The following is a 13,149-nucleotide window of genomic DNA, read 5'->3' as shown; positions in this document are numbered from 1 at the left end:
ACCTGAAGAAATTTTTTGTTTTTCGTAATAATAAATCATATTAAAAAACACAATAGCGACGACCAATGATGCTCGTCGCTCTTCTGTTTTAATATTATACTTATACGCCCTGCATCATACTGAGACGGCGGTACATGCCTTCTTTTTGCTCCAGTAATTCAAGGTGCGTGCCTTGTTCGATAATCTCCCCGTGCTGTAATACCAGAATTTGATCGGCGTGCTGAATAGTACTCAGGCGGTGAGCAATGACTAAGGTCGTCCGGTTTTTCATCAGTCGGGTCAAGGCTTCCTGTACCAGTTTTTCTGATTCCGTATCCAGTGCAGACGTTGCTTCGTCCAGAATCAAGATCGGCGGGTTTTTTAGAATAGCCCGAGCAATGGAAATACGTTGCCGCTGACCACCCGAAAGCTTACTTCCCCGATCACCAATCGTGGTTTGATAACCCTCGGGCGTTTGAATGATAAACTCATGGGCGTTGGCAATGCGAGCGGCTTCTTCTACCTGCTCGGGCGTAGCGTTAATGCCAAAGGAGATATTATTAAAAATCGTATCGTTGAAGAGAATGGATTCCTGCGTAACGATTCCCATCAGATTTCGTAGCGATTGTTGCGTCACCTGGCGGATATCTATCCCATCGATCAGAATCTGACCGCCCGTTACATCAAAAAACCGCGGAATCAGGTCAGCAATCGTCGATTTCCCACTGCCTGATGAACCGACTAAAGCTACTGTTTGACCTTTAGGAATGGAGAAGGAAATGTTTTTAATTACGTTACGATCTTCCTGATACGCGAAGGTGATGTTTTGTACCTCAATACCTTGCTGAAAATCTTTCAGTACAGTCGCGTTGGGTTGGTCCTCAATCATTCGTGGGGTATCCATCAACCGGAAAATGCGATCAGCCGAGGCTTTACCGCGTTGCATGCCCGAGATGGAATTGGAAATTTCCTTGGCCGGTCGGGTAACCTGCGAGAACAATACAATGTAGGCAATAAAATCCTTGGCATCCATGCCCGATTGTCCGGAAAGCACCAATCCTCCCCCGTACAGCAGAATTCCAGCCACAACGCATACGCCCAGTAACTCCGAAAGCGGTGAAGCCATTTCCTGCCGATAAATCATGTTCCGCCAGACGCGGTAATACTTCCGGTTTTCGCGGTCAAATTTCTCCCCGATAAACCGTTCGGCGTTAAAGCCCTTTACGACTCGAACTCCGCCAAAGGTTTCCTCAATTACGCTTAAAATATTGGCCATGGTCAGCTGTACTTCGATGGCGTGTTCTTTCAATCGTTTACTCAGCAAACCGATGATGGCTCCGGACAAGGGAATGACTACCAGAGAAAACAAGGTCAATTCTACCGACAGATAGAATAGCGTAATGAAGTAGCCAATCAATAAAATGATTTCCTTGAAAATGGCCCCAAAAGCCCGGCCAATCGAACCTTCCACTTCCAGAATGTCCGTCGTTAGGCGGGCCATGAGATCCCCTTTGCGTTCGTTGTTGAAAAAACCCAGGTGCAGACTGATGATTCGTTCGAACACGGCCGAACGGAGATTCGTAATAGTAGAACCCCGCATTTTTTCAATGACCCGACTCGACAGGTAACGAAAAATGTTTGAAAGTAAAACCGAACTGATAATTACTATGCAGACAAATCGCAGGGCGGCCAGTTTACCGTGATTGGTAGTTGCATCATAAAGATAGTACTTGAATAAATCAATGAAGTACTGAGGCTCCCATTCAAAGGTGGGCCGGGCCACAACCGCTGCGGGTTGTACATCAAAGAGTACGCCTAGCAACGGGCCGATCAATGCGAAATTGAGAATTCCAAAGAGACTTCCCAGCAACGAACAGATCAGATAGGGAATCACAAACCGACCTAAGGGCTGTGCGTACTGTAAAAGGCGTAAATATGTTTTCATCTATGTTACCAAAAATAACCTGCTCAAAAGAAGAAGTAAGGTTATGAGTATACGGCGGCGGAATTTGTGTCAATAGTCGATTCTACTTGTACAAAAGTAGGGGCCGTTCGCTTTTAGGAATACTTTACACGAGATAAAGATGAAATAATTTTCTCGGTGGAAGCGTAAAACTACGTTCTCAGAAACGCTAGTATAGTTATCATTAAGCCTCTAAAAATGAAGTAAATGCTGGCTCTTTCAGTAAGTATTCAATCCTTCTGATCCTCTTTTTTGCTCTTTACTATAGGTACAGCGAAAACCCGATAGCAGCTCATCGAACGCTTTTGGCTAATTTCGAATTCTTTTGTGTTTAATCTCTGTTCTCACTTATTACCTAGCCATGTACTTCGAAAAAGCTTTGAAAACGTTCGTATACCTTCTTTTTTTAGCCCTACTAGGCTTAACCGCTTGTCAGTCGGAAGAAGAAATTAAACGGCAGCAATACGTAGCCGAAGGATTTGATCTGTATAAGAAGAGCTGCATGAATTGCCATCAGGCTCAAGGTGAAGGAATGGCCAATCTGTATCCACCGCTAGCTGGCTCCGATTTTCTTACGGCCTCCAATAAAGCCCTTGTCATCTGTGGCATGCGGAATGGTTTTCAACATCCCCTACGCGTAAATGGAAAGCTGTATCGACAGCCCATGCCCGGCAATACAGCGTTAAAAGCCCTGGATCTAGCCGTATTGACTACCTTTCTGTACAACGAATGGGGTAACGAAAAGAAGATTACGGATGTAACTGAAGTTGAAAAAGCGTTGGCAAAGTGCCCTTAGCCTTATTCAGGAAGATCATTTACCTGCATCTGGCTATTACGTACTTTCCCCAGACCATACTGCTTAAAGTCCTGCGTTGCCACCAGCCCCGTACCATTGGTAACTCCGGTGGGGGTCCGGCTGGTTACGGGTCGATCGGTATAGATACGTTTCCGATCGGGGCTCCAGAACAGCTCGTCCGTTTCGAGGGTTTCCTGCTTAATCCGGTTTTCGATTTTCACGTGTCCGATCATACGGTACAGATTCTGCATTCGGATGTACCGTCCAGAATCCGCCCGTAGCCAAGTATGTTCAGTACCAGCTTTATCGTAAAAATACAGTCGGATTTCTTTGGGGAAAATTCGATCACCCGTTAGCAAATCCAACTGAACGGGCGTTACCATACGGATTACTTTGTGCCCCGAATCGCTGTATACTACTTGTACATCGTAGGTTTCCTGCTGAGGCCCGGTATAGGGTTTCGAATTAACAACCTGTTTTTCTTCACAGGCCATTAATCCAAAGGCACTCAACAAAATACAGGTAAGAAAAAACGTTACTTGTTTCATGGCTTCGATCAACTAATCGACCACCTGACGATAGAACCACTGGTCGCTGATGGTGAAACCAAGATTAATCCGAAAGAATTGTTCCTTAATGATGCCCGTACCCTCTTTTCCCCGCTGACCTACTGTAAGACCAAGGTTCGCATCGGAAAGACCTACTTTCGTCAGCGGTAAGCCCAAACCAATGGAAACGCTGGCTTCGTGAATCCGTTGACCGCGAACACTGTAAGGCATTTGACTAAAATTGAGACCAAAACGGTAAGGGATCCGATTCCAGTACGTGGATGATACTACGTTGGGAGTATACTCCAACCCTGCACTGATCTGGTAACTATCCTGCATGTTTTGGTTACTACGGTTGAAATCCCGATAGTTTGACCATTGCTGCATGGCAAAATCGGCCGTAACGGCAAGTCGATAGGGATTTTCAAACGTTAAACCTACTCGATAGCCTCCTGGTATCGTAACGCGTCCGCGGCTATTATAACTTAGCGTATCACTCGCGGCAATAGGATTTTCGCCCAAAAGGGTGGATTGCGTACTCACCCGTGTCGTCCGTAGCCGCGTGGGTAAATCGTAAGAGCCCCCAATGTTAAGATACCGTTTGTCGCTGAATTTAAAGCGGTACGCCAGTCCTCCCTTGAAGAGAAAATTACGTTGTTGATCGATGTCCGTAAAGAGCAGGGTGTAGTCGTTCCCATCGCCCCGTAAGGTCTGCGTAGAAACTTCCCGCGTTAGGTTACCGAACAGGTACGAAGCTGATACCCCCGCGTACAAGTTCTTATAAACACGAAAGCCGTTAACGAAGGATACTTTATTCATTCCACCTGATCCTTTATACTCGGTTAATGAGGAAAAAAGTTCACCGGGAATGGTGTTGAATCGACGGTTATTATAATCCAGGTAACTATAGGGCATGTAGTTGATGCTGGAGGTCCAGCGACTGTTGATGGGAAAAGCCATCGCCAGGTAGTTTAGGTTTCCTCCCACTACATTTTGCTGGAGATTCCCTTCTTTCAACTGCTTCGATTGAATGATCGTACCGACTTCAAGCGTCGTAATACGGTTACGGGCAATCAGTGCCGGATTTAAATTATTGATAAATAAGCCATTGGAATAACTTACGCCCGCCCCACCCATCATCTGCTGACCTGCAAATGCATCACTAAATCTTTCCCCAATACCGTACGTAGAATAGGGTGTATTACCCAAGCCCTGACCCACTGCTTGTAATGAACAGAGTCCGGAAAAAACCAACACTGCCCCAAACGAGCGGCTAACGGATGACTGAAGGCGGGTAATGATTGACTTTTTAGACATTATAGTTTAAAATTCGGTATAGGCCCCAAAGGACCAGTTCGGGGGCTGCAAATATCGGTTCTTTCAGTCGAGATTCAAACAGAGGAGCATCCCCTCCACACAAAATGACTTGAAAATCAGGATAAATACTACGGTATTGTTCGATGAGGCCCTGTACTTCTGCGATTAGCCCATATAAAACACCACTTTGCATGGCGTGAATGGTGCTCTTGCCAACCAGGGGTGGAAAGGTCTCGGGTACTTCTACTAGGGGTAACCGTTGGGTAAACGAATGCATGGCCTTAAATCGCATACGGAGCCCCGGAGAAATCAGGCCGCCGTGAAAATTATTTTCCGTATCTACGTAATCGTACGTGATACAGGTGCCCATATCGATTACCACTGCATTGCGATCAGGAAACAAGTGACGGGCTCCAATGGCCGCCGCTACACGGTCGGCTCCCAAGGTATGCGGCGTATCATACCGTTTGGTTAGTGGTACGGGCGTTTGGGGGGTAAGCCAGAGGATAGGCGAAGGCAGAAAGGCGAACCAGCTACGTATTTTCTCTTCCGCATGCCCCGTGGAAGACAGGACCACCCGAGCGGGATTGCGTTCGCGAACATATTCCAGCAATTCCGGTATGGTAAAATTCCAATGCGTTTCCTCTAAATGTCCATCCGCCGTAAAAAGGCCGGTTTTGGCGTAGGTATTACCCAGATCAATGGCCAGAGCGTACGTTTCTGATTTCAAGTTTCAAGCTTTGTTAGACATCTTTGCGAATCGCAACGCGAACTTCAAACCAGAATCCCGAAACTCAAAATAATCCGGTGTCTTCTCATCATATCATCCGCGAAAAACAGGAACCAGCCCTGGTCATTGCCAATGGCGAAGCCTGTAGTTGGGAATTACTGGCCCAACTGCTGGAATGGTCGCCCCTAGTAGTCGTATTGGACGGAGCCATTAAACGTGTACTGGAACTGGGCATTAAGGTCGATGTACTGTTGGGGGATTTTGACCGGGACATTGACCTCGACGAAATTCGCCAGGCTCAATATCCCATTGAGTTCGTCCATACGCCTGATCAGAATAAAACCGATCTGGAAAAAGCCTTTGATTTCCTCATCGAACGCGGCCACGAAGCTGTAAACGTGGTCTGGGCTACCGGTCGCCGGGCCGATCATACGATCACCAATATTACAAACATCGTCCGGATACGCGATCAGATCAAAGTGGTTTTACTGGATGATCATTCCCGCATTTTCCTACTCGATTATCACTACGAAAAATGGTATACGGCCTGTACGCCGCTTTCGCTCATCCCCGTGGGTACGGTGGCGGGTATTCGTACCGAAGGATTAACGTATAATCTGTTTAACGAATCCTTGCAAATGGGTTATCGTACAGGCAGTAGTAACGAAGCCGCTCAGGACGGAATAGTCAAGATTTCGTACGACTCGGGGGATTTATTGTTAATGGAATGTTGGGATTAAACCGTAAAGACGCCCATTCAGGGCGTCTTTACGAAAAATCTTACTGAACGCGGTAGCTCACCTTTGTCGCCCCTACCCGACCATCGGAACAAGCACCTTCTAGCTGAGCTTGAATCTGAGTAGTGTGGTCAGTATTATAAAACGTTACCCGAGCTTTGCCATTCTCGTCCGTTTGTACGTGCGGATTCCAGTATAGCGTCGAACGGTAGTCGGGTCGCAGTTTCTCAGGGGCATCCACGCTGTAATCCGGCGAATAGAACTCTCGTACGTTGGCATACCCGTCCAGCACCCGTACCAATTGTCCGGGTACTGCTTCTTTCGACCAATCGTACGCCGTGTTACCGCGTTTGGTTAAAATCGAGATTACCCCTCCCGAAGCCCGCGAGCCGTAAATGGCGGCCGATGCTCCTTTGAGTACATCCACATAATCCACATCCGTGGGCGGAATTGTAGCCACGGTTTGTTTATCCACTGGCATCCCATCCAGTACAAACAGCGGCTCTACCACGCCCGAAAAATTCATAGCTCCGCGAATCTGAACCGTATAATCCATTCCACCGCCTGTAATGTTCAAACCAGCCACTCGCCCCTGAAGAACCTGAAATATCGAGGTAGCTCCGGACGAATTCATCTGGTCGAACTTAACCGTCGCATCAGCATGACCGTAGATTTTACGGCCATCCATATCTTCCGGCCGTCGGGCTTTCACCGTTATTTCTTTGAGTAAGCGTGCTTTGTCGAGCCGAAATTGCCGTTCGATTTGCAGATTCTCATTCGCCCGGCTCAAATATTCAGCAAACGCTTCCGCCTGCATATCAATCGGTTGAAAAGGCGTTTTGGTTAGTCGTACCGTAGGTTGAGGAAACCCGTGCAACGTAACGCTTAGATTTCGGTCATTCTTACCGGCAACGGCCTGTACCATCACTTTCACTGAATCACCAAAGTACAAATTATGGAACGCATACGAGCCATCGGCTTCGGCGGATACAGCTTCCAACACGGGAGCCTGACGGGGAGGGGTCATAAACAAGGTGACGTTGATACCCTTCTTCTCCAGAATTTTACCGTTAGGTCGGGTAACTTTACCAGTGAGCGATAGTCCCTGCTCCACCCAATACGTAGGTTTTTTGGGTTCTTCCGTCAGAATCTGTTTCCAGTTAAAGCGTCGCCAGCCCTGCGTCATCATCAGAAAATCCAGGTGTAAAACCGCATTTGGATTTTGTGGATCGAAATAATAACCCGGTTCTTCGATGAAGCCCTTTAAATCGGAACTCATCAGCAGATACGAAACCAGCGTTTGCGGGTACCGCTCCGGCGTTACTTGCCCGGCATCCGTTACCGCCAATGAAAAATCACCGAGTACGGGTCGGCCCGCGGCATCTTTAGCTTCAAATTCCAGGGTTACTTTTTCGCGGGGTTTATACGCAGCTTTATCCGTTTTTAACTCAAGACTGAGTATACTATTGGGTTGACGAACGTACGCCAAACGCTCAGCGAGTGGTTCGGCATTCGCTCCGAAAAGTGTAAACTGTACAATCCCTTCTTCCGTAAACTTGGCCCGCGGTACATTAGCAACAAAGGTTTTCTTGCCCGTTGTTCCTTTGGCGACAAACAGTACTTCTCCCCGCATCTGAGCTATAATATATAGTTCTTTGTTGGCTTCAGTAGCAGGTACCTGATTGAATATGAAGACCCGAATCATGTCTTTATTCGACAGATTATCGACAATTAGTACGTGACCCTGGGACTGCACGTTGGGTAAGGGAACGCGTTGAGTGCTTGTACCGTGTTTGACTATCGCCGTATACGTTTTCCCCGCCTGAGGAGTCATCATAAATCGACCCATCCCCAGGTGTTCGGACTGAAAAGCAGTAACCGTATCCTTGTCGTTCTCCAAAATCACTCCTTGTACGGCTACACTCCTTCCTGCCTGATTAATGGCTTTAAATCCAACCCGGGATTCAATATCCTGTACCAGATCGCCGCCTTCCGGAAAAAATTGTATCGAACACTCTTCTTTGGCCTGAACTACATTTCGTTCGGTAGCGGTAGGCTGATACACCTGGAATTCCCGAGTAAAAAAGAAGTCTTCATCGAAATTTCGCATCCAGTTGGTGTAAGCCCGAAGCTGATACTGGCCTTCCTGAAGCGTATCGGCCAGATAAAAATCCCCCGTCGCCATGCCTTCGCCGGGAAGGAAGCGTTTTTGTAGCAAGGTTTTTCCATTACTGATTAAATCTACGTACAACACCCGGCTTACGGTATCCGCCCGATGACTCGCCGCGTCAAACAGATATCCTTTAAACCAAATGGTTTCGCCTAACGCATAATAGGGCCGGTCACAATGGAGGTATACTTTTTCCTGAGGGAATTCCCGCTGGTAAGCATTAAAGCGATTTACGATTCGGGTTAGTACGTCTTCGGCAGTGAAGGCCAGTAACAGGCCTAAACCCGTAAACGCGGGAATCAAGTATCGCATAAGCAGGTAAGGTTAGGAGGGGTTGAAACCGAAATAAAAGCTGATCTTTTTATTACAAAAAGAATATTAAATGGAAGATTTTGACAAAAGTTGAAAATTTTTAATTTTTTTTAATTAAAAAAAGAGTATAAATCAGCTAAATGCTACTCTTGTATATAGAAGTAATTGTATTAGGTTTTGTTCAAAAATCCCTTTTTCTCTGAGGAAGGGATTTTTTATGTTTTTACTGTTCTCTTACAGACCATCGTAATAGGCGATGGCTTGGCTCACTTCCTGCCAATTCCCAAGCTTGGGCTGTTTACTGAAGTACGCTTCCATCTCCGATGCTTTATCCTTTAAAGCCGCCAGTAGGCTCTTCTTATCCCGCTTAATGCGTACTAATGATCCATCCGTTTTCACCAGATAATGATCCGTATCCAGGTTAAACTTAATGTGAACGTTAGCATCATTAAACTTTTTCAATTCCTGGGCCTTGGCGTAGTGATATTCCAGCAGTTTAGTTTTTCCGTCATACAGCACTTGGTAAAAAGAGTTTGCATTCTGCTTATCTACGGGGGCAAACCCACTACGAAAAATCACGGTACTGTCACCCAATCTGAATTCCTTGATCAGCATTTCAATCGTATAAGCAGCTCCTTTCATTAACTGCTCTGGCTGACCCGTATACGCGTTAAAATTAAGTTGTCCGCGGTATACCCGCCCGTCGGCCAGACGAACGATTCCCGGCTTAAATTCTTTGTTCAAATACGGTTGATTGTCATACTCCAGAGCCTGATACTCATTGACTCTGCCGGGCGAATTCAGCATTGGAGAGTTATTGAACTGGGCAAAGCCGGTGTGCGTAGCCACACTTATGCCCAATAAAAGCAGTAAGCGAAAGATGTGCATAATAAATGAAGGAGGTTTGGTTAAGGACCGTATGAAATTAAAGATACGCAGGTATTACATTTTATTAGTTACCGTGCTGGTAATTTTATGGACGTTACACCTGGTTAAAATCTGTTGTTTTACTCCGGTAGTCGGAAGAGCACAAAACTATTTAGAAACCAAGCGAGGTCAATTTCCCAGTTGAATTCAGTCCGGTACCACAAGATTCGTCTTCAGGGCGAAACAAGACATTTTTTTTCAGTCGTGCACCCGTAAAAACCCGTATTTTACCGTTGCTTGTTTGCAGGAGCCGCGGGGCGAGTACAAAAAGACTCGTTTAATCCCGGCAATTTATACGAGTAAACCCCTACCCAGCGTTGAACCTTGCAAGACATCCTTGGTCTTCCGCTGGTTCCTTTGCACCTTTGTAATTATACACCTTTCTCATTGCTATGTTTAAGTTGCTTCCGGGTCCTTATAAGCAAATGATCCGTCAGATCTGGCGGTTTACGCTTGTTGCTTTAGGATCCTTCTTTTTATATATCCTGGCCGTCTACTTCAATCTGTTCAATCTGTTCGGCGGCATGCCCAGCCTGAAACAGTTGGATAACCCACGGAATGAGCTAGCCTCAGAAATTATATCATCTGACGGTGTCGTACTGGGTAGTTACTTTCTGGAAAACCGCAGCCCGGTCGAATTACAGGACATCTCTCCCAATGTCATTAATGCCCTCATCGCTACTGAGGACGTTCGTTTCGTTAAGCACTCAGGGATTGATCCGCGAGGGATTGGTCGATCGGTAGCCGGTATGGGAAAAGCAGGGGGCGGTAGTACGCTGACGCAACAGTTGGTGAAAAACCTGTTTGAAGCTCGTAGTGAACGCTACAAAGGAATTTTGGGCGATGTACCCCTGGTTAAGCTTCTTATTATTAAAACGAAAGAATGGATTACGGCCATTCAGCTGGAACGCCGATACACCAAGCAGGAGATCATGCAGATGTACCTCAATACGGTGGAATTTAGCGACAATGCCTACGGTATTCGTACGGCTTCCCTGCACTATTTCAGTAAAGAGCCTTCGCAATTGTCAGTGGAAGAAGCTGCAGTACTGGTAGGTATGTGTCAGAACCCGGATCGCTTTAATCCGCGGATGCACCCGGAGGCTTCCAAAAATCGTCGCAATATCGTAATGCAACAAATGGTGCATTACAACTTTCTAAGCCCCTCGCAGTACGAAGGTTATCAGGCCGATCCTATTGCTTTGCGATTAAAATCCCTCAACCACAATAGTAATCAGGCTCCGTATTTCATTGCGGTTATGCGGGACCGATTGCTGCAGGAAATTGAAGAACTCAACCGGCAACGTTCCAGTGATGATCCCTTAGATCTGTATACGAGCGGACTCAAAATTCACGTTACGATTGATTCGCGGATGCAACGCCATGCGGAAGATGCCTGTATGGAGCACATTCAGGAACAACAACGGCTTTTCAACGCTCACTGGAAAGGTCGTAACCCCTGGGTAGATGAAGGCGGACGCGAGTTGAAAGGCTTTATTGAGAATCGTATTGCTCCCCGTACGGAACGCTACCGTACCCTGAAACAAAGCTTCGGCGATGATAAGGAAAAAATATGGAAAGGGTTGAATACGCCCGTTCGGATGCGAATTTTCTCCTACCGCGGCGAACGCGATACCACCATGACCCCGCTGGATTCCATTCGCTACTACAAGCGTTTCATGCACATCGGGATGATGTCAGAAGATCCGAATACGGGTCAAGTGAAAGCTTGGGTAGGCGGTATTAACTTTAAGTACTTCAAGTTTGATCACGTGAAGCAATCGCGTCGCCAACCGGGTTCTTCGTTCAAACCTTTCGTGTACGCCACGGCTATCGACAAAGGATATACCCCCTGCGATATGGTGGAAGACGTTGCCACCTGTATTGGTAACTGGTGTCCTAAAAACTACGATGGAGGTGCTTCAGGCCGCAGTATGACCCTGCGACAAGCCATTGCGAAGTCGGTCAATACGATTTCGGTTCAGCTGATGAAGAAATTCGGGGCCGAAACGATTATTGAATACGCTCATCGACTTGGCGTAAAGTCACCGGTTCCCAAGGATGTGACCATTTGTTTAGGTACGTCCGACGTGAACCTATTCGAAATGGTAAACGCCTATTCAACGTTCGTGAATGGTGGCGTAGCTTGGGATGAACCCCAGACCATTTTACGAATTGAAGACCGCTACGGCAACGTACTCCGGAAATTTGAAGCCACTACGCACGATGCCCTAAGCCCCGAAACGGCCTGGCGAATGGTATACATGCTTCAGGGAGCTACCCAGGAACCCGGTGGTACTTCCGCCCGCCTGAATCGGGAGCCTTGCGGCCAGAACAATCAGATTGGTGGAAAGACGGGGACTACGTCAAACTACTCCGATGGCTGGTTCATGGGCGTAACGCAGGGACTCGTGACGGGTGTATGGGTAGGCGGCGACGAACGCTCCATTCACTTCCGGACGGGTGCCTTAGGCCAGGGTGGTCGGATGGCTTTGCCCGCCTGGGCCAAGTACATGAACCGCGTGTACGCCGATCGTTCAATTGGTCTTCAGAAAATTCCGTTCAAGAAGCCAGCGAATGACAAAGTCTGTGACAATCCTTTCGGAGATCGTTCGTACGGCGATTCGACCATTGTGATTCCTAACGAAAAGCGGCCTGCGGATGGCGAACTTCTGTAAGGATCAGTAAAACAAAAGAAGCGGCCCTGAAAGAGCCGCTTCTTTTGTTTGTTAGTAGGTGTCGCTTGGGGTAGACCCTAAATATATCAATAGGTTTTGTTCAAAAATCCTACAATTTTATCCAGTTAACTTTCCATTTCAAAATAAAAGCCAACTTTTTATATACTTTTTCAAATAAGCCCTCCACCTTTTGCGACTTACCTAGTACTTTTTATCGACTAATGCCTTGAGTTTAAAGTAAAAGTTCTCGATTAAAAGGCAAAAGCCTGCAGTTTTCCTTTATTCCGTCCGACGAACAAACGGTACTTCTGCTGTACGCGTACTAAGGTAAAGCCGCGAACCTGTCCGTTGAAAAAGCCTTTACCCGCGTGATGCTCCTTGAAAATTAGGGAAGATTCTTGGACCAGCAGCGTTCCTCGGCTTGCGTCTAGGCGGCCTTTGGAGGGAGGCATACCCCAAAGGTTTCCACCCAGCAGAATATCGGGTTTGCCGTCATTCATAAAATCATGAATGGCAATGGCAAATACGGGACTTTGCTGAGCCACCGGCGGCAGTGGTCGTAAAGTAAAATTACCTCGCCCTTCATTGATAAGTACGGAAGAACGGAATTCAACCGCTTTTTTCTCCAGCGTACCTCGCCGTTGGGCATTAGTAATAAGCTGATGGAAAGATTTTTCAGCAAATGCACTGTTTGAAGGAAAGGGCGAATTCCAGCCGGGTAGCTGTTGTTTCCATTCATCTTTCGTATCCAGCGGGTATTGCTCACCATCCCTTTCAGCCAATGTCAGTAAGGCATCGATGCTATTATTACGGTCAAAATCATTGATTTGTAGGTACAAGGGTCGGTCGTGAGACGCTTTGTATTCCGAATTAAGCCCCCAGTTTCCTACCACAAAATCCATATCACCATCGCCATCCAGATCGGCTTTTTGTAGGGCCGTCCACCAGCCTTCTGAGTTCGGAATCGTCTGGTTATTGGAATAAGTAAACTT

General features: G+C 46.9%; 9 protein-coding genes and 1 pseudogene. 3 read left to right on the top strand and 7 right to left on the bottom strand.

Going from position 1 to position 13,149, the window contains the following annotated elements; translation table 11 throughout:
- Positions 1 to 100: 100 nt before the first annotated feature.
- A complete protein-coding gene (locus tag ACOJTG_RS22335; RefSeq protein WP_420155834.1) occupies positions 101 to 1,924 on the bottom strand; it encodes an ABC transporter ATP-binding protein in 1,824 nt (607 codons plus the stop codon).
- Positions 1,925 to 2,321: 397 nt separating this feature from the next.
- Here ACOJTG_RS22335 and ACOJTG_RS22330 point away from each other — a divergent pair, with 397 nt between their 5' ends.
- Entirely contained in the window at positions 2,322 to 2,738 is a 417-nt protein-coding gene (locus tag ACOJTG_RS22330; RefSeq protein WP_420155833.1) for a c-type cytochrome, read from the top strand.
- Between the two features lie 2 nt (positions 2,739 to 2,740).
- Here ACOJTG_RS22330 and lptC read toward each other — a convergent pair whose 3' ends face one another.
- Genes lptC through ACOJTG_RS22315 form a run of 3 tightly spaced genes read right to left on the bottom strand, consistent with a single transcriptional unit; the run spans position 2,741 to position 5,333 of the window.
- Positions 2,741 to 3,286 carry an LPS export ABC transporter periplasmic protein LptC gene (gene lptC / locus ACOJTG_RS22325; protein ID WP_420155832.1) on the bottom strand — a complete coding sequence of 182 codons (546 nt, stop codon included), beginning with the start codon at positions 3,284 to 3,286 and terminating at the stop codon, positions 2,741 to 2,743.
- A 12-nt stretch (positions 3,287 to 3,298) separates the two neighbouring features.
- Positions 3,299 to 4,603, bottom strand: coding sequence for a hypothetical protein (locus ACOJTG_RS22320; RefSeq protein ID WP_420155831.1), 1,305 nt, complete (start codon positions 4,601 to 4,603; stop codon positions 3,299 to 3,301).
- On the bottom strand, positions 4,596 to 5,333 hold the full coding sequence (locus tag ACOJTG_RS22315) for a type III pantothenate kinase (RefSeq protein WP_420155830.1): 738 nt from the start codon (positions 5,331 to 5,333) through the stop codon (positions 4,596 to 4,598). Before ACOJTG_RS22315 ends, ACOJTG_RS22320 begins: the two co-directional genes overlap by 8 nt.
- A gap of 77 nt (positions 5,334 to 5,410) precedes the next feature.
- On the opposite strand from ACOJTG_RS22315, the gene ACOJTG_RS22310 reads away from it, so the two are divergent.
- Positions 5,411 to 6,073: a thiamine diphosphokinase gene (locus ACOJTG_RS22310; protein ID WP_420155829.1), complete on the top strand. Its 663-nt coding sequence runs from the start codon at positions 5,411 to 5,413 to the stop codon at positions 6,071 to 6,073.
- Positions 6,074 to 6,113: 40 nt separating this feature from the next.
- On the opposite strand, the gene ACOJTG_RS22305 is transcribed toward ACOJTG_RS22310, so the two are convergent.
- Together ACOJTG_RS22305 and ACOJTG_RS22300 are read right to left on the bottom strand one after the other, a co-directional pair.
- The gene (locus ACOJTG_RS22305; RefSeq protein ID WP_420155828.1) at positions 6,114 to 8,552 is read right to left on the bottom strand and encodes a TonB-dependent receptor plug domain-containing protein; all 2,439 of its coding nucleotides are present in this window, start codon (positions 8,550 to 8,552) and stop codon (positions 6,114 to 6,116) included.
- Between the two features lie 234 nt (positions 8,553 to 8,786).
- Positions 8,787 to 9,440 carry a hypothetical protein gene (locus ACOJTG_RS22300; RefSeq protein WP_420155827.1) on the bottom strand — a complete coding sequence of 218 codons (654 nt, stop codon included), beginning with the start codon at positions 9,438 to 9,440 and terminating at the stop codon, positions 8,787 to 8,789.
- A gap of 431 nt (positions 9,441 to 9,871) precedes the next feature.
- Here ACOJTG_RS22300 and ACOJTG_RS22295 point away from each other — a divergent pair, with 431 nt between their 5' ends.
- Entirely contained in the window at positions 9,872 to 12,157 is a 2,286-nt protein-coding gene (locus ACOJTG_RS22295) for a transglycosylase domain-containing protein (RefSeq protein WP_420155826.1), read from the top strand.
- A 251-nt stretch (positions 12,158 to 12,408) separates the two neighbouring features.
- Here the strand turns inward: ACOJTG_RS22295 and ACOJTG_RS22290 are convergent.
- Positions 12,409 to 13,149 (bottom strand): annotated as a pseudogene (locus ACOJTG_RS22290) (RNA-binding protein); the annotation flags it as partial.

Source organism: Siphonobacter sp., from assembly GCF_048595215.1.
GTDB lineage: Bacteria > Bacteroidota > Bacteroidia > Cytophagales > Spirosomataceae > Siphonobacter.
This window is presented reverse-complemented; position numbering and strand designations above follow the sequence as displayed.

Bases quoted from the DNA above. Each gene is read 5' to 3' on its own strand.
- ACOJTG_RS22335 (WP_420155834.1), bottom strand. From the start codon at position 1,924: ATGAAAACATATTTACGCCTTTTACAGTACGCACAGCCCTTAGGTCGG.
- lptC (WP_420155832.1), bottom strand. From the start codon at position 3,286: ATGAAACAAGTAACGTTTTTTCTTACCTGTATTTTGTTGAGTGCCTTT.
- ACOJTG_RS22320 (WP_420155831.1), bottom strand. From the start codon at position 4,603: ATGTCTAAAAAGTCAATCATTACCCGCCTTCAGTCATCCGTTAGCCGC.
- ACOJTG_RS22305 (WP_420155828.1), bottom strand. From the start codon at position 8,552: ATGCGATACTTGATTCCCGCGTTTACGGGTTTAGGCCTGTTACTGGCC.
- ACOJTG_RS22300 (WP_420155827.1), bottom strand. From the start codon at position 9,440: ATGCACATCTTTCGCTTACTGCTTTTATTGGGCATAAGTGTGGCTACG.
- ACOJTG_RS22295 (WP_420155826.1), top strand. From the start codon at position 9,872: ATGTTTAAGTTGCTTCCGGGTCCTTATAAGCAAATGATCCGTCAGATC.